Here is a 26,456-nt window from a genome sequence, read left to right as displayed (position 1 = left end):
AAAAGCAAGATGACTACATTTCCCCTTTATGGCTAAAGGAATTCGAGAAACACATAAAAACGGAGTAACAATATTAATGAAAGCAATAATTGCAGACGTAATCAAGATTACCAAGAAGGCCACAGGCTGGCGTCGGAATGTTTCCGGTGTCTTGACGTTGATTGGAGACGGAGACACGAAAATCTCAAACTGATATGAACGAAATTTGTTGAAGAAATAAAGCAACTGCTTAGTAAGGCAAGAGAAAAAGTTGGGAGGAGTTTAAACAGATTTTGGGGAAAAACCTAATATTGGGTGATTAACAATGTTTAAATCTTTTCTAGTTAATCTGTAGCCAGATATGGATTACATAAATGTAGTTCTAATTGTAAGGCCAATAACTTTAAAACCTAATAAATGAATAATCCCAGAATTTCTTTTTGCACGACCTGCATGAACAGGTTATCCTATCTCAAGCAAACGCTGCCGCAGAATTTAGCTGATAATATGGATTATGAAAACCTCGAGTATGTGTTGCTTGATTATAATTCTTCTGATGGTCTGGAAGAATATATAAAATCAAACTATTCGGAAGAATTAAACAATGGTAAGCTAGTCTATTTTAGGATCGATTCTGTTGAGTTCTATGATTGGACGCATTCAAGAAATCTTGCGGTTTCTTTAGCCACCGGCGATATTATCTGCAATATTGATGCAGACAATTTTACGGGAGCGGGGTTTGCAACGTACGTAAACCAAATGTTCAACAACATGCAGGACGTATTTTTGACCACCTATTATGTGCCGCTCCGCAAAAATGATGTACTAGGTAGGATATGTATGTTAAAGAGTAGTTTTTTAAATATAGGTGGGTATGATGAGCGGATGAAACATTACGGTTTTGAGGATATTGACCTGATTCATCGCTTGGAGCGGTCGGGTATTAATAAAGTGGATATTACAAACCCTTTGTTCTTAAACGCAATACAACATTCTAATAAGGAGCGAACACTAAACTCGAAAGAAGGATCGTCTCTTAAAGATCTTTATATCCGATATATAAACGGATACAGCTCGCAGTTGCTTTTCCTATTTCATGATTACACAACTATGAGTGGTACAATGATAAACAATATTCTTTTCAGTAAGCTGGGAGCGAATACACCTTCAAATTTTTCACTCCGGTATAATTATTCGATTTTGGAGAACTCTTGGGAAAGCGGGGTGTGGTCAACTGATGGAACAAGAAAAATCAGCAATCTTAAGAATTTTTACCGAATAGAATCTAAATATTTACGGGAAGAAGCCATGTTTTTTTACCACCAGATATCAAACAGAATGATAATGGAAGAAAACACGAGAAAAGGGATTAGCTTCGTAAAAAACGAAATTCAAAAGAAAGGCAATCTTTATAAAAATTTTTCTCCTATTCCTCTAGAGGTTTAACCTACAATATGCGTTTTTCAAGCTAAATAGCACCTAAATTTAACTATTCACTTCTTCTTTCCAAGGTATGATACCATCCAGAACTCCGGTTTTTATTAAATTTTTAAACAAGACGCCATTGAAATGGAGATGGGAAGGAGTGCTCCCCGTAACTACATTGTACAGCTTATTTTTTTCGATATAAAAGTCATCTAACACGGTATTTATTTCTTCAAGATATACGTTGCTCATCTGAGGTTTACGAAGAATATCAATCCGGTTGACGAACGTCTGGAAGATGGAACAATGGTAATCTAGTCGTATGTCCTTTCGGTTAAGCAAATACAGTTTTGTCCATAGATATTGATTACTCATACGGTAATTATTTTCCGACAATATCCCAGAGGAAAGCATAGCGTCAAATTTATCAAACAGACTCAACAATGCTGACACTGTGCCAATATAACCGCCAGAATTGAGGTACTGAAACTTAGTTTCCCCTACACCATATTCGAGTCTATGCGCCTCGTGCGGAAAACAGTTAGTCTCGGTCGAAAACACGACGGATCCCCCGATCGCATCGTATTTTTTTAGTATTTCTTCTTCCCCTGAGACAAACATCGTATCATAACCGTCAGTGAACAGGACTATTTCATTTGGGTTTAACGTTCTGAGGTATTTATTGACATGGAAATCTTTCAGCCGATGGCTCTTCCATCCTCCTTCATTATACAATGTTTTTAAGTTTAGACCGAAGTAGTCACATGATTTTAACAACAGTTTGTAGCCGGGGTTTTCCGTATCGGATATACAGGTCAGAACAATCATAAGTTTATAATATTTTATTTACAGTATATTTTCTAGAATAAATTTGTGATATAGAAGACGGAGATAATTATTATTTTAGTTTATACCGCAAATTGTCAAACAACCTTTCTATTAAGCGACGCTGGTGGACGATAATGTCTCCGGTGCCCTTGGTCTCGAAACGAAAGCCTAGTTCAGATCCGTAATTCGTTTTCAAATTTTCTGGTAAAGAAACATTCACTAAATAATTTTCTACAGCTCCCTTTGTCGTATTTTGAACATTGGTAGTTAATGAGATGGCAGATACTATCCCTTTTATACTTCCATACTCCATGTAGGGATAATCTTCCAATTTGATGATAACTTCTTGTCCTATTTCTACCTTACCTGCGCCTTGAATGGGCAAATTCATTTGGCCCAACACATTAGTCTGCAGCGGAACAATCGTAAAAATCGGCTCACCGCTTTGCACAAATTCACTTTCTACCCAAAACTTTAGAAATTGTACCCTACCATCCATTGGCGCCTTGAGTACATATTTATCTTCCCACATCTTAAAGTGATCTTCCAGATCTGTAAAGGCTGAAATCAAGCCGAGCTCCAGTTGATTTTTCTTTTCCATTTTTTGGATCACAGTCTGTTGCAGCTGGCTCTCCGTTTGCTGTAACTGGCTATTGGTATTGGCATACTCCTTAAGCATATTTTGGTAAGCGTCCCGGGCTGAAATGAGTGTCATCTTTGCCCGTTCGTTATCTGCTTCGGAAAGCACCCTTTTTGAAAACAGAATAGAATCCCGGTCTGAAAACTTGCCCACAAGCCCCATGTTGGATTTGCTCATTTCAATTCGATGTGCTGTAATGTCCAGAATCGTCTTGTATTCCTGAATTAGCTTGTTTAATACTTCAGTTTGTTTGTCATACAGGTTTGCCTGATAGTACTGTGCCATCTGTGCAAAAGCGTTGAGAAAAACAAAATATTTATTACTTAATTCACCCAGCGAAACATTTTTTGGGAAAAGAGCCAGTTTATCAAAGCTTTTGATGTCATTTATACGAAATTCACTGATCAGATGCCCCACCTTTATTACATCGTCTAAATCTGCTGCATTATGTATAATGCCCACATATTCCCCCTCCTTTACTTCTTTGAAATTTCGAATGTTGTTAAATTGCAATCTCCCGGAGGTGTGGGCAACCAGTTTTACTGGTGCACTACTAGCGTTGATGGTGATTGCTCCTGTTACAATATCCGGGTAACTGATGAACCATCCAAAAGAAAAGAATACAGTCACCAGCGCCAATACAAAAAGGGTGATCCGTAGGCCAAAGCGGGTGGGCATCCGATCAATGATTGCCTGAACTTCCTCCGTACGTTCGGCATTTTTAAACTCTTCGGGTGTAACTTCAGTTTCCATATCTATCCTTCGGTTGGTTTGGTTTCTGTCTCGGATCTTATTTCAAATGACTCTTGCTCGTTGAATACCATCCTTTTCGAACCTTCATTGCTTTCTATATAGTTCTCAATCTTTCCGATTATCTTACTATCTATTTTTGGCTTCAGCTCACCTTCATTCTCTTTCGCTGCTGAGTTATCCGTGATGTTACTGACTAGGTCTACCTGCGACTCTACAAGCTGATAATAAAGTCCGCGTCGCTTCATAAGTGTTTCGTGCGAACCAGTTTCAACCACACTTCCTTTTCGCATAACAACAATTTGATCTGCTTTACGGATCGTACTTAAACGATGTGCCACTACCACGACGGTCTTATCTTTAAAGACATTTTCCAACGAGGTAATAATTTTCTGCTCATTGATCGTATCCAATGAGTTGGTGGCTTCATCAAAGAACAGAAAGTCCGGATTCTTATAAAGTGCCCTAGCGATCAGTACCCGCTGTTTCTGACCACCGCTTAACCCACGCCCACGCTCACCCATCATGGTTTGATAACCTAAGGGAAGCTGTTCTATCTCTTTGGCAATATTGGCGGTTTCGACGGCTTGACGTAATAGTGCATAATCGATTTTCTCATCGTCCAATACAATGTTGTTCAGTATCGTATCATTAAATATCTTCCCGTCTTGCATTACCACACCGACTTTATCCCGCCATTGCTTCAGGCTAATATTGTTGAGATTCATATTACCGATCAGAATTTCGCCGTGTGATGGCTTGTAAAGACGGAGCAACAGTTTAAGTAGTGTGGATTTACCACTACCGCTATCGCCTACAATCGCTGTAATCTTTCCTTCAGGTATGGATAGGTGCAGACCGTTTAGAACCACAGGTGAATTGGCTGTATACTGAAAAAAAACATTCTTTAACATCAGGCTTTTGTCTTGCGTGAGCGCCAGACTGTTATTGCCTGTATTTTCGTCTTCTTCCTGTTGCTGGTGTATTTCGTTTAACCTCAGAAAACTCAGATGTGCAAATTGTGCCGAAGTGATAAAACTAACAAACTGCTGGACTGGACCACTTAACATGCCGATGATAAATTGCGTAGAAATCATTACCCCGAATGTGATATCCCCGGCGATAACCGCCTTTGCGCAAAAAAAAGTAATCAGCAAATTCTTGATATTGTCGATACATTGTGCACCCAGGTTTTGAATATTGTTGATTGTTAAGCTTCTCAGATTTACTTTATATAGCTTTGCCTGTATGTTTTCCCATTTCCAGCGCTTAGCCTTCTCGTAATTGTTCACCTTGATATCCTGCATACCCTCTATCGTTTCTACCCAGTAGCTTTGATTTTTAGAAATTAACTCAAAATAATTCCAGTCCAATTTACGCCTGAGTTTCAAAAAAGCCAGTACCCAGAGTATATAAAGTGTACTGCCCGCCAAGAATGTATAGAAGATAAAGGTATTATAAATCCATAAAATAATGCCGAATACCACAAACGTTAATACAGAGAAAATCGTATTCAGCGAATTGTTCATAATAAAACTCCGGATACGTTCATGGTCGTTTGCTCTCTGTAAGATATCGCCCGTCATCTTTGTTTCGAAAAAGGTAATGGGAAGCTTCATGAGCTTCATTAAGTAATCAGAAATAAGTGCAATATTTATCCGGGATGTGACGTGAACCAATATCCAGTCGCGTACTGCATTTGAAAGGGTTATCGAAAGAATAATAGCAATATTGGCGATGAGCACGATGTTGATGAAATCGATATCCTGCCGTTGTATACCCACATCGATCACGGCTTTAGAAATAAAGGGTAAAAGGGCTTGTAGCAACGTCACGATAAACATCACGACAAACAGATTAGCAAAATTCTTCCTATACGGTGTAAAATACCCAATTAAACTGTCTATTGTTTTCTTTCTGTTCCGTTTTTCATCTTCGTGCATAAGCTTGAAATCTGCTTGCGGCTCTAATGCTAGTAGCACTCCTTTTTTATGCTCGTACTGCGGCTTACACCAATTTTTCACAAACTCCTGATGGCTATAACTTAGCAGACCCTTCGCCGGATCAGAAACATAGATTTTTTTAGCTGTTGCTTTGTAGACAACTATAAAGTGACTGTTGGCCCAATGTACGACGCAGGGTAACGGTACTTTTTCATACAGATCCTGAATAGTAGCTTTAATACTAATACTTCTTAGGCCTATACTTTCGGCTGCATGGCTCAGATCAAGAAAAGAGACCCCTTCTCGGGATAGCCCACATTTATCTCGTAGATATTGCAAAGAATAAAACTTGCCATAAAATTTTGAAATCGTTTTGAGGCAGGCTGGACCACAATCCATCATATCTAACTGCCTATCAACTGGAAAAGGTCTAAACATGGTTCATAATCTAGAATTTTAGTTTTTTTTCAAACTTGTTTGCTAATATAAAAAATATTTCATTTCTTTATGAATAATAAAAAAAATCAGCATTTATAAACTGTCTAAAACCAATTAGCAAATATGATCACTCTCATCGGAATATTCGCCTATAGAGCGATATGTAATCGAATTATCACCGCAACTTATTCAGTAGCGAAGTTCTCTGAAATAATCAAACCGCATTGGGTCAGGACAGCAATCTCCCATCACCAGCTATACTAATGCAATGAACTATCCTCTTTGTTTTGCGATTTATTATACCCGGCAGGGATGGTCCAACTTGCTAAAGAACTGTTTGGAGACTCTCGTGCAACAGTTGCAAAAAGAGGCTGGCTGTAAAGGCTACGCGCTCTACTTCTGCCAGGAGCAGGGAGAACATATACGGCTGGAGCTGTACGTGCGACCCATGGCCCCGCAGAAGATACAATTATACCAATCGACCATTGAGGCATTCATAACTGCCCATCCGACACTAAGGCCTGATAAGCCCCTACCCCTCCATGATTCATTTTTTTTAGACCTACCCAATAACAGCGTATACACCAATACCTTTAAACCTGCGTTACCCTATACTGCCCATATAGCACCTCCGCAGGTTGCTCTAATTCGAAAGCAGATATCTGCACTGATGATGGAAGTCTTTGCCGAAAACCCGATGGATCAGGATGCCCTATTCAATTTTTACCTTTGTCTCCAAATAGTCGCACTGGCTGTATTTGACAGCCTACTAAGCGCAGCATCAGAGGTAGTTCATGCTGATTATGGGAAGCTGACTGCCCGACTGTCCAAGGAAGAAGGCAGCAGACTTGGTGTTGACGCTGATAAGTTGATTAAAAACAATTTCGACGATCTGAACGAACTGCTTGCTTTGGCAGAGCATGGACATTACAGCTCGGACACTGAATGGCTGTCTGGATGGGCACAGATATGTAGGCAGATAGCATGCACTACAGCTCCAGCGATCTTATTCCGCGATATAAATAGGTTGATCTGTCAGCATATCGATCTTCACCATGGCAAATGGAGTGCCCTCGGTCTCACTGTTATAAAACGTCTAATCCAATTGAAACAAATTAATCTATTATATATCTCTTAAATGAAAACAAAATGAAACGATTAAAACTAAATCTGGATCAGTTGGGACAGGAATTGGAAATACTAGATCTCGAGCATTTACATAGTGTTAAGGGTGGAACCGGAAGTTATGGTGGGTATAATTCATGGGAGGAACTTTGGGCGGCGATGCAAAACGGGTATGTTCCACCGGAGGGTGATTACTATCCTGGTGGATCTGGTGGTTATGGAGATTATGGTTGGAATGATTATGGAAATTATGGAGGATATAATGGCGGATGGCCAGATTGGTACGGAGGCGGATACGGGGATTACGGGACAGGGGGGTATGGAAATTATGGAGGGTACGGTGGTTATGGAACCGGAATCGTAATACCATATGACGTCTATGGCGATAACTTATTACTGGAAATGTATAATTTAACAGGTGCCAGTGGGTCAACTATAACTGCCTATAAAGCAGTTGGATATTATGATCAATTCGGCCAACTAGTTAGAGATCCGATCACCCAAAATATGACGCCACCTAGTAACAGTAATGCTACATCAAATTGCTTTGGGTATGCATTGACAGACGGAGAATTTTATATTCTTGGCTCTATTACGAAGGAGAGCATGGAATATGGATTCGGGTATCAAGAATGTGATCCGTCAGAAGCTAGTGTAGTCATGATATTTACTAATGGTGAAGCGACGCATGCAGGTAAGTATGATTCAACAAACGACACATATAGTGCAAAAGGTGGTGGCTCACAATTCTATGAACGTACAGGAATGACTAAAGAACAATTTTATGAACCATATATTAACGATGGAATGAATGTCAATTATAATGTTGGACAAACCGTTTACTATAAGAGAAGCAGTGGTTACTAATTTATTTACAAAACGATACATTTAAACTATATATTTTTTGTCATCTTCGAAATTTTGAAAACTATGAACTATTTGCTATGCTGTCTTTTGATTTCGTTAAGCTTGCAGTGCTGCGCACAAAAAGGTAAAACTACAAACCTTGAAAAAACTCAGGCGTCTTTACCTGATTATTATGGCGGGCCATACGAGCATTATGCTTTTGTGTTGGATGGGAAGATTATTGGGCATTCTGATATTGTAGGCCATGTCGGAGCAATACCTTATAAGATATTTCCTAACGCGGTGATCATTGAAAAGCGCGAATACCATGGTGTATTATATCTTAGTACATCTGGATACAATACCCCCCCTTTACAATATGCTGGTGATTCAGGGTCTGACGAGCCAGTGACCTTAGGACAGGACTGTCTATGCTATATCGCTGATTTTGATACCACAAGCAAGGCCATTGCTTACGCGACAGAACTTAAACCCCAGCCATATGAAGGAGAAATAGCCTATCTCGAAAAATTATCCCAGATCATAGGATTGTCTGCTGAAAACACTGTCCAGTCCACTTTCCGGGATTCCATATCAGTTCAATTTATAGTGACTAAAACGGGTATGCTGGCATTACTCGAACCCATAGGTTCACAAAAACCTGAACATGAGAATCTTTTGCAAGCCATCAAAAGACATTCCTGTACTTGGTCACTGGCAATGAATAGCGGACGTACATTGCTGTTCCGGCGAAAAATGACAATCTTCTACACCAAGGATAAAAACGGAAATATCCAATCCTTAGATAGCCTCGCATATAAATATGATGGGTAAAATTAGATAATCCATTTAAGCTACTATGAACACAAACTAATCTATTATACATCTAAAATATAAACAAATGAAACGGCTAAAACTAAATCTGGACCAGTTAGGCCAAGAACTGGAAATGCTGGATCTCGAACATTTGCATAGTATTAAGGGCGGAACCGGAAGTTATGGTGGGTATAACTCATGGGAAGAACTTTGGGCAGCCATGCAAAACGGATATGTTCCGCCGGAAGGTGAGTATAACCCTGGCGGATATGGAGATTATGGTTGGGGCGACTACGGTAATTATGGAGGTTATAATGGCGGATGGCCACATTGGTACGGAGGCGGATACGGGGATTACGGCACAGGGGGGTATGGTGGGTATGGGGGAGTCTTTCCGGGTACTCCGCACGATTGTTTTATCCTTTGCTTTAAAGAGGTTCATAATCAAAAATTTGGTGGTACCACATATTTTGGCCCTAATAATAGTTATATATTTGATACAGTTCAAGATCATGCTGTGGGAGTAGGAGGAATGCCTTATCCTATTAATGAATATGGCGTGCCTTATGAAGCCGCCTACAGCTCACTCTCATCATCGTTTGAAAATGTCTCTAGAATATCTTCAATAAACGATTTGACATCGTCTTTAGTTAGCGAGAGCTCCGTAATTTTGGGATTAAATTGGAATGGAACTAACGATGGTCATGCTGTAATTCTAAAAAGTGTATACGTTGAATATGGTGTGAAAAAATATGAAATTTATGATCCGCAGAACCCTGACAATTCAGGACATTATTATGAAGATTTTTTTAGTTCGACTTTTAATTTTGTTGAGGCATATGTAATTGGAAATCAGGATAATTTTGATCAATTTACTCATAATCTAGGATTTAACTGATAAAAGCTATCATAACAATGAAAAATTACCTAATATTCCTAAACAAGCTTTTCTACGGAACTGTTTTTCTTCTTCAGTGTAGCTGCCACAATCCGAATGGGCAGCCTATAAAAGAATATATCCCTGAACCATCAGATAGCCTCACTACTGCGTTAAGAATGGATTATAATAAAGACAATATAATCGTAGGTGTGGAACACGACCGTATAGACTCCATTTTCACAAGAGATAGTCTTTACCTCGGTGAAAAATATTTCGCTTCTGTTAGCCGTGACACCTTAATAGCCCTTAAAACCCATTCGGACCTCACCTATCAATATATGATTTGTGTAAATGGAAGAACATCTTCGGATATATTTAATGACTATGTCGGTTTTGTTTCTAACCGAAGATACTATGCAACGAAAAAAGAAGACGGTAAATATATCCATCGAACATTTAAATTGGGGTACGATAAAACGGATCTGCGCCTAACAATGAGCGACAATACAAACCGGAAAACATTTATCGAAGTCAGTTTAGATGAATTTGAGCAGTTGACAGAATCTTTTTTGGCTGATTTTGTTTTTCCAAGGGAGTCAGCAACCACACTATTAGATGAGATCCCCTATAGAGGTGGTTTTATAAATATAAAGATTTCCTCACAGGAAGTAGATGCGAGTCAATGGGAAGCTATAAAAATAACGAAAGGAAAACATGCCTATCCTGATTATTATTTTGTCGGAAAAATCAATAAAAAAGGTTATGCTTATGATGTAGTGGAACATAAGTCGAACAGACGAATAGCTATCGACAACAAGTTGATAGAGGAAATAATCCTTAAGCATCTGAAAACAAAAGAGTTTACCATAGGTAAGTTCCATAATTTACCAGTAAATTATGAACTTAATATTCGGGTTACTTTTGCAGATTGATAATGGTGCTGGAGTCGATTCGATAATCGATCCCTCCCCTAAAATTAAAGAGACACAATTAATTCCAAAAAATGATAAAGATGCTTTTGGGAGCATTGTTTGTTTCACTATCCTCTGATAATCAATAAAAACAAGTGGAGCTTCCTATTTAACAGGAGACATTGGAAAACAATTTCTGGATGGCGGAACAGTTGGTATCGTGTACTTTTATTCTTCTATCGAACCTCATGGTGATCTTTATATATGCAAAATCGGATACTATGAAAGTATTACTTAAAATTGTTGGTTTACTGTTCCTGCTTCCGCTTATGAGCTCCTTCCAATCTAAGAAACAGTATGGACCAGATGATTATCTGTACGGAGTTCTCGACACAAGCGGGAGATATGAAAAATATGGTTATCAAGATAAGCAAGGCAAGATGGTAATTCCTTTTGGGAAATATTATATGTGCTTCACCGACACAATCAAGACCATTGGATTCGTTGCCATTCCAAAGCAAGGTTTTTGGGCTATTAATAAAAATGACGAAAAACTTTTTAGAGTCGTTCCATTTGGCAATGGGCCAGATTATGTACGTAATGGTCTGTTTCGGATTTTCTACTAATACTTTTCGATGTGATTGTTGTCTTTTTGTGCGCTTTCCTGAATATTACGCTTTTGGTCTTCATTGAACTTATCTCCGTTTAATAAAGCATATCCAACCATGTTATTTCTTAGCTTTTTTCTCTCTTCGTAAAAATCATCTTTAGTTGTCTTAATGAGTTTAAAATCCGAACGGATTTTATCAAAACTCAAAGCTGTATGTTTCACTTTCTGTATGGAAACTAAATCGAATACAAAGTGTAGATCGCCATCTGAAATAGACACGATCAGACCAGGAAGTCCACAAAATTTATATGGCCCCTCGGAAATAGGAATGTCCACTGCAAACCAAGCTGTCCAGCTTCTTCCACCCCAATTAATAGTCGCTTTCTGACAGACAAATTGATTGATAGTAGCGGTGTCCTGAGTAACGCTCCAGTCCAGCTCTTCTTTATTCTGCTCATAATAAAACAACTCATTATTACCCGACAGTGCAACCCCATTCAGCGGCTCATATACACAGATTAATTCTTCTTTTTTCTCAATCAAAAAATTATTAGGATTTATACCTCCATAACGATGATAGATCATATTCGAAGGATCTAAACACAATATAGAGTCTCTTTCAAATTTTGCTATTGTCTGAAATTGACTTCTTTTATCGCCGATACTTAGCTGTGTAAAAAGACTTTTCTTTGATTCAGCAGAGGTACTATCATTCTGGTGAGTGAATTGATATATAATCTTTAAATCAAAGTCATAGTTCTTCGAATCTATTTGGGATTGCGCCTGCGCTGCAAATGCTAAAAAGCATAATAATAGAAAAAATCTCATGCTAATAATAAGAGAAGAGCCAAGCTGGGCTGAAATATAAATCATCGTATTTAAAATTTAAACCGTGTGGATATTAAAAATTGCCTCGGCCTCAGTTCAAAATAGCTCTGTACAAGTTGGTAGTTCGTAGAGAACTGCTGCAGATACTGGTTATTGTTCAACAGGTTCATTGCAGACAGTTCAATATCTGTTTTCCATTTTTCGACACGATAACGGTACATCGCATCCAAAAAGTACTGGTTACGCTGCCGCGACACATTATTGCCATAGTATGAGTTATAGACCGTTAGGCTGTGCCTGTCTCCCGGATAAATGGATAAGTTTAGGTAGTGATTGTTGTGAATCACTGTATTTGCTCTCCCGCCTGCCAGTTCGTTTCTGCTATGCCCGTAGGTAGCCTTATACTCTCCGGATACAACGGAAGAAAGGTTATTGATGATCTCCAGTGTCCCCCCAAACCGCTTTGATTCCTGCTTGGCCATCACATCATTGAGCAGGTAATCGGATGCACTCATTCCAACATTTGCATTGAGCTTCACGACGGTCTTTATCGGAGAGAAGAAACGCGCAATACCGCCCGACAGGCTGTGACTGCTGTTCGCGCTTTCGCGGTCTTCAATTCCGACAGTCGATTGCCCCAGTGAATCCACCGTATTGCGGAAAATGTAGTCCCGACTTCCCTGTGTATAGGTGTAACCCATATTGGCGAAATTAGCTTTCAGTGTATTCCTATAGTTATAATTTATTCCTGCTCTTGTGGACGTATTTTCAAGCAACCTCGCAGTGTAGCGTCGGATACTTCTATAGGAATCAATGATAAAGGCATTGTAAAAATTATCGAGCCCGCCGATCTGTCTGCCTGTGGACCCATTGGCAGAGAGTTCGTTGTATTGGTCAAACACGTACCTAACCGTTGCAGATGGGTTAAACGTGTTCCGGCTTTCGCTGGATAGCGCCCGAACATTCTGCTGTGTGACGTTATAAAGGTAAAACGAATAAGGTGTGGTCAAACTGATTCGCCACCTGGCATTTTCGAACGAAAAGCGGGAACTTACGGCCATCTGCAGCTGACCGGTCTGCAGGTCGTTCCGGTAGCCTTCACCCAACTGTTGCTCTTCCTGATTTTGGTGCTCACGGATCCCGATACCCGTCTCCAGACTCCTTCTTTCATAGTTTACATCGAAGCTTGGAGCTACCGTCCAGCGCTTTATCCTGCGCATAAAACTTAAACCGTTATCTGCCCGTAGACCGGAATAATGGACAGACTGTGTCATCTGCTCGTAGGGATCACCCTGGTTCAGTATGTCTACAAGTTGTCCGGGCGCAACCGCTAGCCGCTGCGGGGTCTGGTGCCATTCTACCGTAGATTTTACATTGACAAGCTGCTTGCCGATAAAACGGGCCATGGAAAACGCATTCAGAAAGGCCCGGTCTTCGTACTTCCTGCTCTGTACGATCTGCTCAGTTTCGTTGAACAGGAGATTACCGACATCGCTGTTCCAGCGTTTATGGTATTTCAGGCTATTGCGGAGGTACACCTGCTTTTCATTCTTTTCTACTAATACCCCTGCATCAAGAACATTGATCTGAAAACGGTTATCGATGGCTTCACTGGTCAGGATTGTCTGATCTGCAGTGAAGATTTCGGTAGCTGTAAAACCGGACAAGTTTCTCAGGTCATTATAATAAGAGACATTGCCTTTTAGTTCTAAGCCGTCCTTGAGCTTCTGCAGCACATTCGTACTACCAAGGAAAATCTGGTTATTGAGCCATTTCTCCTGCGCAAACCCCGGGGTGCTCACATTACGCAGGAAAATATAGGAGGGGCCATCTCCTACCGTAGCGTTGTTAGCAAAATAGCCACCTCCGGTGTAGAAGGCTTTCAGGTCTTTGGCTACGTCATTTCCTGTATTGTTGCCCTGTAGGGAATTGAGCATCTGAAAGGTCTTACCGAACGTCATCGGGGTCAGGTTGCCATCCCATAGAAAGGGTTCTGCACCTAGCCCTACTTTGCCCGTACCGGTAGAGGTGAATTTCTTCAGTTCAAGATTGAGCGATGCCTTTTCGGAGAACACCAGTGAATCGAGTATCTTGATGGGCTGGTCGTTCTCTATCACCTGTACTTTCTTTACCGCATCAGCAGGAAGGTTATTGTTTATCATGCCGTACCGGCCTTCCATGAGGTCCAGGTTATTGACCATGTATTTCTGTATGGGCTTTCCCTGATAAAGTATCTGCCCGCCCTGCATCTCGATGCCCGGCAATTTCCGGATAATATCCCCGATAACACGGTCCTGTTTGGAAGTAAAGGCATCTACATTGTAATTGATGGCATCCTTTCGTTTGTATATTGGTAGATTGCCTACTCTGACCTCTTCGATCTGACGGGCTTCCTGCTTCAAAACATATGCATAATGAGCCGTCTTATTGACCACTACAGCTGACCGCTTGGCATAGCTCATGTGGTTGAAATCGAGCTGTACACTGTCTACATCGTTTATCTTTATTTCCAGTTTGAATGAACCATCTTCCTGGCTTTTCGCAAAACCGAAAATAGCTGCACCGCCTACTTTCTTATAGGACACGCTGACATTCGATACCGCCTTCTGCTGTTCGTCAAGCAGTCTACCGGTAATAATGGTCTGTGCTGAACTCGTTTGTATAGCAAAGAATAATACGATATATAAAAAGGCTCTCGTGGTTGTCATTCTTTGCACATGCTAATACCTGCTGATTCCTGCTTTCATTTGTGTTAATAAACTAGTTCGATCCAATTATTATCTTTTTCCAACATGTGGGCCCACGATGATTTGATTTTCACATATTCTGGTTCTGCCTTGTTTACCCCCTGATTTTCTAATTGCGTAATCAAGCTATTTTGAAACGTTCTTCTATCATCAAATAACTGCTTCTTACTTTTCTTTTGTACCACATACCAATTTTGAAAATTTATGGTATGCCGGACGCTTACGTCTTTAAAACTGACAAGTTCAAAGTTCCAATGATTTTTATCATCTGATATCTTAACAATCAAACCCGGAAGCCCATTAAACTTATAGGGGCCGTCAGAAATAGGAATATCGGAAGTAAACCAAGCTATCCATTTCCGTCCTCCATAGAAAAGTTCAGCTTTCTGACATATGAAATCAGCATAATGGAGTGTATCCTCTTTTAACTCCCAATTTAAGGGAGTTTCAGTATAATGATATATTGGTTCCTTTCCGTTTATATCCGTACCAAAAGCCGAATCAAAAACAGAAATAGAGTCAGATGACTTTTTAACTACGTAATTTAATTTGGAGGGTAACCTCATCACTATCCCTCCTCTTGAGAATGAATTGGATTGACTATTATGGTAACAGAGAACGGAATCTTGCTGTCTTTTTCGCAGCGTCTGAAAAAAAGAAAACTCATTGTTCATCAATAATTCCATATGGATATTTTTAGAGGAACCTACGTCTAAGCTGTCTGGCTGGTATACCAGGTTGTAAATAGCCTGTTTACTAAAAAAAGCTTCCTGAGCTGATAACAGATAGAAAAAGCTCAGATAAAAAAAAGTCAAAATATATTTCATAAAGCTAGAATTTGTCTATTATCCGTCCGATGATATAATGATTCCATATTAGGTCAGGTTAGCAGTTTAAGTTTATACAACCAACATATAACAAAAACTCCGTGTTCGAAATGAAATTAAAGTATTCTGAACACAACCAAAATAGACTAATTAGTTTAATTCAATAAGCTAATTCAATCCAGTTATTATCCGCTTTTGATCGCAATTTATCTTTTGCAATTTCATCTTTTTTAATTTTATCATCAAAAATAAAAATTTGGTGGCTTAGCAAGTCCATTACCGTAGCATTCTCTAAATAATGTCTCTTATCCTTAAAAAACTTCTCCTTACTGGTCCACCTTTTTTTGATCTCATCCTCGGTATATATATAACGTGATACCTGGATTTTGTTAAATGACTTAAAATCAAATTGCCATGTACCATCATCAGAAGCCGCATTCAAAATTAGTCCTGGTAAACCCCGGAACTTGTAGGGGCCTTCTTCAATTGGAATATCTAAAGTAAACCATACTGTCCATCCTCTCCCGGCAAATTGTGTATACGCTTTCTGGCATTGAAACCCTTGAATGGTCATTGTATCAGTCGCTAAAACCCAATCTAATTTTACCTTTTCCGAATAGAATTTCACATTACTTGGCTGATTAAAATTATGCGTATAGTTATCTTTTATAAGTATACTGTCACGAAATTTATAGAGTGTATACCTTATGTTACCTTCATTTGTCTTTTTGTTGTCCCAATAAGGTCCGTCCGGATCAAGTGGACCGGAACTTATTCCGTTTATCAGACCCAATTCTAATGTATCACGAACACCCATCAACACACTACTAAACAAAGCCACATCGCTATTCAATAACAGCTCCATATCGACACTCAGCCTTTTTGCCATATTGTTGCTGTCGGGCACAAACTGCATGGTATATACAATCTTTTCATGAAAATGAAGCTGGTTCAAAGACTGTGCTTCGGCTATTGAATAGCTGGCTAAACATAGTGATATGCTGGCAAGTATTATATAAGTCTTCATAAAACGCTTTAATATCAGGGATCTATTCCTAACTACATCTCCTCCATACTCCGCTACAAGAATAATTTGATATTTCGGTGCATTTTACACTGGGAGCATTCCCTTCGCAACACAAGTTTTCTACATACTCACATACATCTACCGTCTCATCCCCCGTTATACCTCCAGTGCCTTCGTCACTACTCCCAGTAAAACCACCTAACACATTTTTTAACTGTTCGCGAGATAGCTGCTCTACCTCTTTTAGATTCAGATTTTTTAAACTGATCTTTTTCATAACTTTATATATTAATTTATAATTGATGTCCGCTCACTCCGGAACATCGATCGGAGGGTTTTGTACAGAAATCCTTCTGTTTGCCCGGGGCTGCTTGCAATCTGTCCGGGCTTACTACTAATATTAGTTTATCTTTAGAAAAAATTCTTCAATTCATTGATCCGATAGCTAACCGGCAACTCACGTCCATTAATGTATAAATGTCGGCATGGCTCGTATTGCCATCTTAGCGCATCCCTCTAATCTTTCCATTCTGCTGTTTTAGCTCGTCGTTCATTGCATATTACCTATTAATTACTTGACAGTTCGTAACGTTTGATTTACTCAAAGATTTTTTCAAGTTCTTTTATCAATCTGTCCCCTCTTAACCCGCGTGCTATAATAAAACCCTTTTGATCTATTAAAAAGTTGTCGGGGATACTTGTTACAGAAAGTTTTTTTGAAATAGGATCTTTTTTTATTCCGCTTAAATTTGAGACATTTGTCCAGATAAGATTATCTTCGCTTATCGCTTGTAGCCATTTTTCTTTTGAGTCATCCAATGAAATACTAACGATCTCAAAACCTTCCCCGGCATATTTCTTATAGACATTCACTAAATTGGGATGTTCACTTCTGCAGGGAGGACACCAGGAAGCCCATAGATCCACAAGTACATATTTCCCTTCGAATTTTTTCAAATTGACAATTTCGCCCTTAGCATCTGGTATCTCAAAATCGGGAAAAGAATTTCCGATTTTAAGTTTAATCATATTAGCGATATCGATTCCTAAATACGTGCTTTTTAAATCATCTTTTAATTTTTCATAAATGTCTAGCGCGTATATGTCGTCAACATTTTTGTTTTTAAGTCCTGAATAAAGTAGCCAAACAGCATAATAATGATCGAGATATTTATTTATGCTATTTTTATATAGTTCGCTTACTGCCTGTTTATAATCTTCCTTTGATTTTTTTTGAGAACTAAGACTATCTAACTGTTGTTGAAATGCTATGGCAAATAATTCAATTTTAGAGCCCTTAACAATTTTATCACCTAATTTTTTATTTCCAAAAAAGTTTATTTCGCCATTTGGTTCAATCCAAAAATTATATGCTGTATATTGTCTAACCAATCTTTTATCGTAAGTATTCTCAATGAATAAAAACAATCTAGTTGGTTCCGAAATATAGCCTTTATACGTAAATTCACTTTTATCATCCAGGTATATGGTGTCAATATAGGTTTCACCATCCTTTTCATAGTACAATTCATACATCGCATTAGGAATAGTATCTATTTTACCTCGTATAATAAAGGACTGATCATCTTGTGCTTTACTAAACGAAAAATGTATAAGTAAAATGAATAAACAGTGTATAAGTTTCATGTTTTTTAGATTAAGTTCGGTGGCTTAATTCGCTAAGACACCTTTTAAATAATTTAGCCCGGTAGCTGTTTAGCCATACAGTGCCCTTAAAAGCTTGTACCGGTTGGACGCAACCCGCGGCACATTCAGGAGTATTCCCAGAACAGTCATTTTATTCTTCGTAGCCATCTGTAAATTTATTTAGATATACATTATCGTTCTTGATTAACCGGTTATACAAATTTTCCCGTTGATGTATATCTCTAACATCGATCACCTCCATATCGAGGTTAGGAGAAACCAGAATACCATGAGGAATCGATTCTACGAAATATTTTTCTTCAATTTTTACTGTGTTTTCGTAGGAAAGCAATGTTCTCCAGGGAACTTCATGTTCTCTCATCAATCTTAGAAAATCAGGAACATCCTCCTGTTTATCTATGGAGATATATGTAAGTTCCAATTTTTCGCCTAAATCTTTGTACACCTCTTTCAAAAGAGGTATCTCTTTAATACAGGGTACACACCAGGAGGCCGTGAAAACAATTAAGTTAAACTTTGAGCTGTCTTGAACAATATTTTCATACGTATCTGTATGCAGCGAAGGTAGTTGTTGGTTCTCGAATTTACCACCTAAAAAACGTTCTATTCTTTTTCCAAAATATCCGTCTTTATGCTTATCGGAAAGATTATCATAAATGATTTTTATATCGTCCTTAGTCTTATACTTCGTAAGCATTGTTGCAAGACTAGTCATCAAATATCTGGAATCGGGATATTGCTTTGCGATAGCCGAATATGACTCTAGATAATCTTCGTAAGATCTTTTCTTGTCATCAAACTTGCTAAAGGATGATGCCTCGGCCCTAATCATAATATCTGAATTGGCATTGTTCTGTGGTAGTAAAGAAAAGCTAAAGTTTATCAGATCCGCGGTGATCAGCGAATCTCTACTGTCTTGAGTCCGTAATATGATATATTGATCGGGCGTAATAGTTTTTTCTTTGTACTTCGCGAATATGTAGTTGTTTTTACCCTCTACGCCCAGATTCCCTATTCGGGTTTTCTTACCCACTTTTTCTGAAATAAAGCTTACAGATGTTATGGAATTGCTAATGCTACCATAGTTAGACACTTTTAGATTCATATTTTCGGAGTTCCTGATTATGCTATCCGGAACTGTGAATTCCCAGGTGTCCTTTTTAATCTGTTTACCTTCAAGTGTGATTCTTCGATCTTCCGTATACTCAAAAAGATATAAATCCTCAAATGGCGCATCTTCGAGGGTTACGAATAACTTATAAGGCTCTGGAGAAGTCACTTGGCTATATCCGAACCGAAAAAATGCTATCACGATAAAAATAATGGTTATCCGCTTGTTCTGTATTGATCCCCTGGCGCAAACAAGTAATCCGTCACTTTGTCTTTTAGGTTTAAGTCTATACATAATTAAATTGGTTTACGTTATGAATCGTATCGTTTAAAAAGAAAAACAGGCCCTGATACATTAATAACCTACAATGTACCACCGATTTTTCGTTGTTTCCAATTTACGGAATCTACATGAAAACGCAAGTCAAAATACACGAACGCTACCTCCCACTACACGAATAATAATTTTCACACCTTACCGCGCAGTCAATAGTTGTTCTGGGTATCGAATCAGATGTTGATATAAACCCTCCCAGCACCTCTTTTAATTGTGAACGGGATAATTGTTCGACTTCTCTCAAGTTAAGGTTTTTCAAAGAAATTTTTTTCATAATTTTTTATTTGTTATACCTCAAATATTTGCTTATTATGGCATCTATAAAACTAAAATACACCAACGCCTGCTCTCAGTACATGAAACGCGCCATTATGATGACAAAACGAACAAAAGTAATTTTGATGCACTTGGGTATATGGGTGATATATTGGTGTATAGAATCATTAAAGCTCTCCTTTGCTTTCAGTAACGTTTTTATTGAAAGGAATTTACTAACGGAAGCATTAATTAACTTATCTTCCGGCACGGCATTTTTTTATACACTAATCTTATTTGTTCTTCCGGTAAAGACAAATAGTATAAGGGTGTTTGAATTGCTTTGGCGGCTAGCTCTGGCATTATTGGTATGCGTTGCACTCCGGCGCTGCGGTATCCTATTGATGGCAGAATGGATAGGTTTCAAAAGTCCGGTTGTTACCAACCTTAAGTTTTTTTTTGTAAGCGGCTTCGATCTCTTTACCCGATTTGGGATATATGCAACACTAATCTGGTTTTTCCGAAGGCAGGGCGAATTGCGGAAGCAGATGCTCCAAAAAGAACTCGAAGAAGAAAAACTAAAGCATGCCGTGCTGAAAGCGCAGATCAACCCTCATTTTTTATTTAACACACTTAATCTCATCCATTCACAAGCAATTTCTACTGGCTACCACGTCATTGAAGAAACGGTGCTGCTGCTGTCGGATATATTGCGCCATTCGTTGCAGGATAACAAAAGTGACGATCCGGTATTGGTTAATGATGAGCTGCTGCATATCAAAAAATTAAACCACCTGAACACCTTACGGTTTAACGGGAAATATTATTTTGATATCATAGATGAAGGTACTGAATACCAAAACAAAATCCCTGCTCTTATATTGCTGACATTTTTTGAAAACGCTATGAAATATGGTGTTTTCAATGACCCGCAATACCCTGTCATATTACACGTAAAGCAATCTCCAAACGTATTGGAAATTCATATGAAAAATAAAATAGCGAATAGCGAATCAACAAATACCCGGGAAGGATACGCTATAGGCAAACGCTATATCAAAAATATATTGGATAAATTCTACAAAAAAAATTATATATTACAGTACCATAACGATGGTGTATTTTATGTCGTGAACCTAAAAATTACCAAAGAATGATTAAATATATTGCCATAGATGATGAAGAACACGCCCATGAAGTGATACGAAATTTTTGTAAAAAAATCCCTTATCTTGACCTCATAGAAGAATTTAGCGACCCGCTCGAGGCTGTCTCGTTTATCGATTCATATAACGACAAAATAGATTTAGTTTTTTTGGATATAGAAATGCCTCGACTCTCAGGAATTGATTTTTTGAAAGCCTATTCTTTTCCGAACGTTATTATGGTGACAGCTTATTCCAACTTTGCGCTGGATTCTTATCAATATGGTGTAGTAGATTATCTGCTCAAGCCTTTTTCTTTTGATCGCTTCTCCATGGCCATCAACAAAGTACGGGAAAGACAGGAAAAAAATAAGGCTATTTCCAAAAAAAAGCAGGAAGAAGAAAGCCATATACTTTATCTAAAAACAACACGAAAAAAGTACATCAAGCTAACGCATGCAGAAATAAAATATATTCGAGGGGCAGAAAATTACGCTGTCATATATACAACTACCGCAACGATTATCGCATCCGAAAGGTTGAAGGAGCTAGAACAGCTGTTACCTTCAGATTCCTTTCATCGGGTACACAGATCCTTTATTATCAATTTGGATCATTTTGACTCTTTGGACGGGAACAGTATACAGCTAAAAGCGACCGATGGATGCCTCCCTGTAGGCGCTACGTATCGTCAGAAATTTTTGGATTATCTTCATAAAGGGATGCAAACACCAGTGGAAAAGAAACCTGCAGAATAAATTATATATTGCATCCAACTTCTATTGCAATGCATAAATCCGAACTGAAATCAACATACCGACCCTTCAACCACCGTATACTATTATGTATCGGTATCTTCCTACTTCTTCATCAACTAACATTCGGGCAGCAGTCTATTGATATCAACCATGCCTACACCCTCTTAGCGCAACAGAACATTGATCTTAAGCAAGCGCGGATCCAGTTGCTGCTCTCACAACAGGATCGTATCGATGCAAAAAACAGCCTTTTGCCAACGCTATCGCTCGGTGCGGGCCATAATTACAACCTTGGATTGGCTTTCGATCAGATAGCGGGTCAGCTCGTTACCGGCAACAGATGGTCTAACAACGCAAATGCCAGCGTTAGAATGAACGCGACGCTATTCCAGGGTTTCGCAAGATCTAACCAGATTAAAAATGCATTGCTTGACATAGAAAGCAGCGAACTGGAGGTTAGTCGATTGACGAAATCACTGCGATTAGAGCTACTGTCACTTTACTTTGATGCCATTGTTAACCAAGCGCTACATCGCTCCAGTCTCGAACAGCTCAATTATTCCAAAGCGCAGCTCGATCAGCAGCAAATACAGTTTGATATGGGCACCAAAACATTGGTAGATGTATCGCTGGCGGAAAGCCAGGTCGCTACGGATGAATTGAATGTCTTGGTGAGCAGAAATACCTATGAAAGCAAAACGCTGGATATACAACGACTGCTAGACCTGCCTTACACCGACAGCCTCATATTAGCCACACCGCCATTTGAGCTGATGCCTACGGATTTAAACAGGAGCCTCGCAGTTGCCGATGAGCCCACTATCCAGCAGGCACAGGTACGGATAAAACAGGCGGAGTTGGGATTGAAGACTGCTAAGAACGGCTATTACCCATCCTTAAGCTTTTCAAGTGGATATGGCACAAACTATTCTTCGGAACGAAATGACTATTTAACCGGTCAATTCATGCCCTTTTGGAACCAGGTAGACCAAAATAAGTCGCTATACCTGGGTCTGTCGCTGAGTATGCCTATATTCGATGGATTTAAGACAAAAAGTAATATCAATAGAGCCAAGCTTACACTTGATTTGCAAAAAAACGAATTGGACAAAACGCTAAAAGATCAAGAAAAGATCTTGCTGATGGCCCGACAGGAGTACAACAGATCGCACAAGGAATACCAGGTTGTACAGACACAGAGCCTCAGCCTTAAAAAGAGCTTCGAGGCCATGAAGGAACGCTACGAAATAGGCATGGCTTCATCCATGGATTATTCTAAAGCCTTGCTGGATTACAATATTTCGGAATTTAATCTCATCCGCGCGAAATACAATGTATTGTACAATCAGGAGATTTTGAAAGTATTGACGGATTCGTATTAGATAGCTCATCTTGTTTATACGCGATGAATAAAGCTATTATTCGCCGTATTTTTTGCGGTAATTATATTGATAGTGCGGTAAATAACTGATATATTTGTAGCGCAATATGCGGTGATTAATTATGTATATTTATCAAAACCATCAATGGCCAAATTTTACATGGAGTGCGGAAACTTTGGCTTCCCTTTTGGCATCAGTACGGCATAAGCAAGGAAAGCTATTGGGACAAATGATAAGCCTTGGATTCGACCTACAAGCAGAAGCAGTACTGCAAACGCTTACACAAGATGTTTTAAAGACAAGTGAAATTGAGGGCGAACTTTTAAATCCTGAACAGGTGCGCTCATCAATTGCCCGAAAATTAGGAATGGATATCGGCGCATTAGCTCCCGCCGATCGTCATATAGATGGTGTTGTCGAAATGCTACTTGATGCAACACAAAACTATCAAGAGCCATTGACGACAGATCGTCTCTTTGGTTGGCATGCCGCGATGTTTCCAACCGGTCGAAGTGGATTATATAAGATTACAGTGGGTGCATGGAGAACACCGCATGCAGGGCCCATGCAAGTTGTTTCTGGTGCATATGGTCGCGAAAAAGTTCATTTTCAAGCACCCGATTCAGAGGTTATCCCTCAAGAGATGGAAACCTTTCTTTCTTGGTTCAATAAAAAGTTAGCAATCGATCCAGTATTAAAAGCCGCGATTGCTCATTTATGGTTTGTTACAATCCATCCTTTTGATGATGGAAACGGGCGTATAGCAAGAGCATTAACCGATTTATTGCTTGCCCGTTCAGACGAGAACCATCAGCGTTTTTATAGTATGTCGTTTCAGATACAACGAGAACGCAAGCAATATTACGATATTTTAGAAAGGACGCAGAAAAGCGATTTAGATATTACGGAGTGGTTAGGTTGGTTTTTATCCTGTCTTGATCGAGCATTAGGTCAAGCAGGTTCAACACTGAATAATGTTTTAAACAAAGCGCGCTATTGGAATTATCTATCGACAAAGACACTTAACGAACGTCAAAAATTAATGCTCAATAAGTTATTAGATGGCTTTGAAGGCAGGCTCAACACATCTAAATGGGCTAAAATAACCAAAATATCAACAGATACTGCATTGCGGGATATACAAAACTTAGAAGAACAAGAGGTTCTGCTTAAGCAGGGTGCGGGAGGACGTAGTACGAGTTATGAGCTAATACCGTTGACGGAGTTGCGCTAACTTATTACCAATTATCAAAATGAAAATGACCGAGGCATTAAACTTACGTTTTACAAAAAGTTTTACTATTCTTAAAGTATACATTAACAATAGTAAAACTTTTTACAATTGCAATATAGATCTACCTAAGCGCCTCGACAAAAAGCACATCACTGCCAATTATTAATATACTTAAACGATCTTTATTAATTATTTTTCTTATCTTGATCTCTGATAATCAATAAAAAACAAGTGGAGCTTGCTATTGAACAGGAGACATTGAAAAACTATTTCCCGATGGCGGAACAGTTGGTATCGTGTACTTTTATTCCTCTATCGAACCTCATGGTGATCTTTATATGTACAAAATCAGTTACGATGAAAGTATTACTTAAAATTGTTGGCTTACTGTTCTTGCTTCCGCTTATGAGCTGTACACAAACTAAAAGACAGTATGGCCCTGACGAATATCTGTACATGGTACGGACCGAAGCTGATAAATTCGGATACAAAGATAAGGATGGAAATATGGTAGTTCCACTTGGGAAATATCATATGGTTTTTACCGATACCATTAAAACCATTGGATTTGTTTCAGGTAAAGGAGGCAGCTGGGCAATCAATAAGCAAGATGAGAAACTCTTTTTAACTGTTCCATCCCCCAATAACGGCCCTGATGAAGTAAATGATGGATTAGTCCGGATGCGTACTGAAAATGACGTGATCGGCTTCGCGAATATGGATGGTGAAATTGTTATTTCTCCAAGATTCGCTGATGTACACCCATTCGTGAATGGCTTAGCTTCTTTTTGCAAAGGGTGCGAAATCGGAAGATATAAAACCGTGCAAACTGAACAATACCGTATAGATCAAATGCGTGCTATGCGTGCACATGGAGATACAATCCTTTTAGATAAAAACATTAAATGGGGCAAGATCAACAAGCTGGGCGACACCATTATCCCACCGGTATACGACCGGATAGACCCCTTTATAGATGATATAGCCTTAGCCTTTCGGGATGGAAGAGCGCTCTATATTGATAAAACAGGCAGTGAAGTTCAATACGATTCTACAAAGCATCCGAATCAAAAACCATTAGACCCTGATATCAATAACCGATTGAAATACATCGATGGGTGGCTAAGTCTATTCGACGGAAAGTACTGGCAAAAAGTTAAAGAAGAACAAAGCCGATCTAAGCGGTAATGATCTCCATGTTGTACAAGGGTGAAATTTTTAAATATGACGGTTAAAACCAATTTCATCCGCTGGATCCACAAGGAATTCGATCGCATCTTTATGATTTAAAATCATCTGAGTTTCTGTCGGAGATTTATCGCCAGCAGGCTTAACTTCGTGAATAAGCAGCTCGGTATCCAACAATTTTATGTCGCTTAGAGTTGCTGAACTATAGTGGTAAATTGTGCCCTCAGTGAGGACACAATTTACCACTTCAATCCGATTTTATGGATAAAATACGGATAATATATGTGATTTGTATCGTTATTTTCTTCATTACTAGTCCTTATTCATTCTAACAATACGTGGATAAAATTTACCGTGGATGTCGATCAACTCATGTTGTGCGGTGATAACTTGTTCAATATCCTTATACGCTAATGGGTTTTCTTCGACCGACCCGCCGATTAAGGTCACACCTGCATTGACAAGCTGCTTCTTCATTGCTGATGAGGTCATGCTTTCCTTAGCTTTTTGTCTGCTCATAGCCCGCCCTGCACCATGCGAGGCGGAATATAATGCATGGTCGCTTCCTTTGCCCGAAATCAAATAGGCTGGCGCTGTCATACTGCCCGGTATGATGCCGAGCTCTCCGCTATGCGCGGGGGTAGCACCTTTCCGATGTATGATTACCTCTTGGCCATCGGCCAGCTTGTCTTTCCAAGCATAATTATGATGGTTTTCTACGACGCAGATAGCCTTTAGTCCCAGTGCATTTAACAGGTT

General features: G+C 39.1%; 25 protein-coding genes. 12 read left to right on the top strand and 13 right to left on the bottom strand.

Features of this window, described 5'->3' with window-relative positions; genetic code table 11:
- Nucleotides 1-396 precede the first annotated feature (396 nt).
- Nucleotides 397-1,425, top strand: a complete 1,029-nt coding sequence (locus FAZ15_RS21830) for a glycosyltransferase family 2 protein (protein WP_162305032.1) — start codon at nt 397-399, stop codon at nt 1,423-1,425.
- A 39-nt stretch (nt 1,426-1,464) separates the two neighbouring features.
- Here the strand turns inward: FAZ15_RS21830 and FAZ15_RS21825 are convergent, their stop codons facing one another.
- The 3 genes from FAZ15_RS21825 to FAZ15_RS21815 form a co-directional block, all read right to left on the bottom strand.
- Nucleotides 1,465-2,232 (bottom strand): glycosyltransferase domain-containing protein, encoded by a 768-nt coding sequence (locus tag FAZ15_RS21825; RefSeq protein ID WP_136903500.1) that lies wholly within the window; start codon nt 2,230-2,232, stop codon nt 1,465-1,467.
- A 70-nt stretch (nt 2,233-2,302) separates the two neighbouring features.
- The gene (locus tag FAZ15_RS21820; RefSeq protein WP_136903499.1) at nt 2,303-3,625 is read right to left on the bottom strand and encodes an HlyD family secretion protein; all 1,323 of its coding nucleotides are present in this window, start codon (nt 3,623-3,625) and stop codon (nt 2,303-2,305) included.
- A gap of 2 nt (nt 3,626-3,627) precedes the next feature.
- Nucleotides 3,628-6,003 (bottom strand): peptidase domain-containing ABC transporter, encoded by a 2,376-nt coding sequence (locus tag FAZ15_RS21815; RefSeq protein WP_136903498.1) that lies wholly within the window; start codon nt 6,001-6,003, stop codon nt 3,628-3,630.
- A gap of 268 nt (nt 6,004-6,271) precedes the next feature.
- Between FAZ15_RS21815 and FAZ15_RS21810 the strand changes: the two genes are divergently transcribed.
- The 6 genes from FAZ15_RS21810 to FAZ15_RS21785 all read left to right on the top strand — a co-directional run bounded on the left by FAZ15_RS21810 (nt 6,272) and on the right by FAZ15_RS21785 (nt 11,207).
- Nucleotides 6,272-7,141 carry a lantibiotic dehydratase C-terminal domain-containing protein gene (locus tag FAZ15_RS21810; RefSeq protein WP_136903497.1) on the top strand — a complete coding sequence of 290 codons (870 nt, stop codon included), beginning with the start codon at nt 6,272-6,274 and terminating at the stop codon, nt 7,139-7,141.
- An 11-nt stretch (nt 7,142-7,152) separates the two neighbouring features.
- Entirely contained in the window at nt 7,153-7,995 is an 843-nt protein-coding gene (locus FAZ15_RS22770; RefSeq protein WP_202912471.1) for a hypothetical protein, read from the top strand.
- Nucleotides 7,996-8,058: 63 nt separating this feature from the next.
- Complete coding sequence (locus FAZ15_RS21800; RefSeq protein ID WP_136903496.1) at nt 8,059-8,808, top strand: hypothetical protein; 750 nt, start codon at nt 8,059-8,061, stop codon at nt 8,806-8,808.
- A 67-nt stretch (nt 8,809-8,875) separates the two neighbouring features.
- The gene (locus FAZ15_RS22765; protein ID WP_202912470.1) at nt 8,876-9,688 is read left to right on the top strand and encodes a hypothetical protein; all 813 of its coding nucleotides are present in this window, start codon (nt 8,876-8,878) and stop codon (nt 9,686-9,688) included.
- Nucleotides 9,689-9,705: 17 nt separating this feature from the next.
- Nucleotides 9,706-10,602 carry a hypothetical protein gene (locus tag FAZ15_RS21790; RefSeq protein ID WP_136903495.1) on the top strand — a complete coding sequence of 299 codons (897 nt, stop codon included), beginning with the start codon at nt 9,706-9,708 and terminating at the stop codon, nt 10,600-10,602.
- Nucleotides 10,603-10,862: 260 nt separating this feature from the next.
- Nucleotides 10,863-11,207 (top strand): hypothetical protein, encoded by a 345-nt coding sequence (locus tag FAZ15_RS21785; protein ID WP_136903494.1) that lies wholly within the window; start codon nt 10,863-10,865, stop codon nt 11,205-11,207.
- On the opposite strand, the gene FAZ15_RS21780 is transcribed toward FAZ15_RS21785, so the two are convergent.
- From FAZ15_RS21780 to FAZ15_RS23165, 8 genes are all read right to left on the bottom strand, one after another.
- Nucleotides 11,204-12,064, bottom strand: a complete 861-nt coding sequence (locus FAZ15_RS21780; RefSeq protein ID WP_136903493.1) for a GLPGLI family protein — start codon at nt 12,062-12,064, stop codon at nt 11,204-11,206. The genes FAZ15_RS21785 and FAZ15_RS21780 overlap by 4 nt on opposite strands.
- A gap of 5 nt (nt 12,065-12,069) precedes the next feature.
- Nucleotides 12,070-14,727, bottom strand: coding sequence for a hypothetical protein (locus FAZ15_RS21775; protein ID WP_136903492.1), 2,658 nt, complete (start codon nt 14,725-14,727; stop codon nt 12,070-12,072).
- Between the two features lie 44 nt (nt 14,728-14,771).
- Nucleotides 14,772-15,593: a GLPGLI family protein gene (locus FAZ15_RS21770; protein ID WP_136903491.1), complete on the bottom strand. Its 822-nt coding sequence runs from the start codon at nt 15,591-15,593 to the stop codon at nt 14,772-14,774.
- Nucleotides 15,594-15,753: 160 nt separating this feature from the next.
- Nucleotides 15,754-16,620, bottom strand: a complete 867-nt coding sequence (locus tag FAZ15_RS21765; protein WP_136903490.1) for a GLPGLI family protein — start codon at nt 16,618-16,620, stop codon at nt 15,754-15,756.
- Between the two features lie 28 nt (nt 16,621-16,648).
- Nucleotides 16,649-16,897, bottom strand: coding sequence for a hypothetical protein (locus tag FAZ15_RS21760; RefSeq protein ID WP_136903489.1), 249 nt, complete (start codon nt 16,895-16,897; stop codon nt 16,649-16,651).
- Nucleotides 16,898-17,217: 320 nt separating this feature from the next.
- Complete coding sequence (locus tag FAZ15_RS21755; protein WP_136903488.1) at nt 17,218-18,267, bottom strand: TlpA disulfide reductase family protein; 1,050 nt, start codon at nt 18,265-18,267, stop codon at nt 17,218-17,220.
- A 151-nt stretch (nt 18,268-18,418) separates the two neighbouring features.
- Nucleotides 18,419-19,693 carry a thioredoxin-like domain-containing protein gene (locus FAZ15_RS21750; RefSeq protein ID WP_136903487.1) on the bottom strand — a complete coding sequence of 425 codons (1,275 nt, stop codon included), beginning with the start codon at nt 19,691-19,693 and terminating at the stop codon, nt 18,419-18,421.
- Between the two features lie 145 nt (nt 19,694-19,838).
- On the bottom strand, nt 19,839-20,009 hold the full coding sequence (locus FAZ15_RS23165; RefSeq protein WP_136903486.1) for a TIGR04149 family rSAM-modified RiPP: 171 nt from the start codon (nt 20,007-20,009) through the stop codon (nt 19,839-19,841).
- A 37-nt stretch (nt 20,010-20,046) separates the two neighbouring features.
- Here FAZ15_RS23165 and FAZ15_RS21740 point away from each other — a divergent pair, with 37 nt between their 5' ends.
- The 5 genes from FAZ15_RS21740 (at nt 20,047) to FAZ15_RS21720 (ending at nt 25,697) form a co-directional block, all read left to right on the top strand.
- Nucleotides 20,047-21,147: a sensor histidine kinase gene (locus tag FAZ15_RS21740; protein ID WP_136903485.1), complete on the top strand. Its 1,101-nt coding sequence runs from the start codon at nt 20,047-20,049 to the stop codon at nt 21,145-21,147.
- A complete protein-coding gene (locus tag FAZ15_RS21735) occupies nt 21,144-21,893 on the top strand; it encodes a LytR/AlgR family response regulator transcription factor (RefSeq protein ID WP_136903484.1) in 750 nt (249 codons plus the stop codon). Before FAZ15_RS21740 ends, FAZ15_RS21735 begins: the two co-directional genes overlap by 4 nt.
- A 29-nt stretch (nt 21,894-21,922) precedes the next feature.
- The gene (locus FAZ15_RS21730) at nt 21,923-23,275 is read left to right on the top strand and encodes a TolC family protein (protein ID WP_136903483.1); all 1,353 of its coding nucleotides are present in this window, start codon (nt 21,923-21,925) and stop codon (nt 23,273-23,275) included.
- A gap of 121 nt (nt 23,276-23,396) precedes the next feature.
- Nucleotides 23,397-24,509, top strand: coding sequence for a Fic family protein (locus FAZ15_RS21725; protein ID WP_136903482.1), 1,113 nt, complete (start codon nt 23,397-23,399; stop codon nt 24,507-24,509).
- Between the two features lie 357 nt (nt 24,510-24,866).
- The gene (locus tag FAZ15_RS21720) at nt 24,867-25,697 is read left to right on the top strand and encodes a WG repeat-containing protein (protein ID WP_162305029.1); all 831 of its coding nucleotides are present in this window, start codon (nt 24,867-24,869) and stop codon (nt 25,695-25,697) included.
- 30 nt (nt 25,698-25,727) lie between these two features.
- Here FAZ15_RS21720 and FAZ15_RS21715 read toward each other — a convergent pair whose 3' ends face one another.
- A complete protein-coding gene (locus FAZ15_RS21715; RefSeq protein WP_136903480.1) occupies nt 25,728-25,943 on the bottom strand; it encodes a hypothetical protein in 216 nt (71 codons plus the stop codon).
- A 66-nt stretch (nt 25,944-26,009) separates the two neighbouring features.
- The coding region (locus FAZ15_RS21710) for an RtcB family protein (RefSeq protein WP_136903479.1) at nt 26,010-26,456 on the bottom strand (447 nt) is incomplete at its 5' end.

This window comes from Sphingobacterium olei (assembly GCF_005048855.1).
Lineage (GTDB): Bacteria > Bacteroidota > Bacteroidia > Sphingobacteriales > Sphingobacteriaceae > Sphingobacterium > Sphingobacterium olei.
This window is presented reverse-complemented; position numbering and strand designations above follow the sequence as displayed.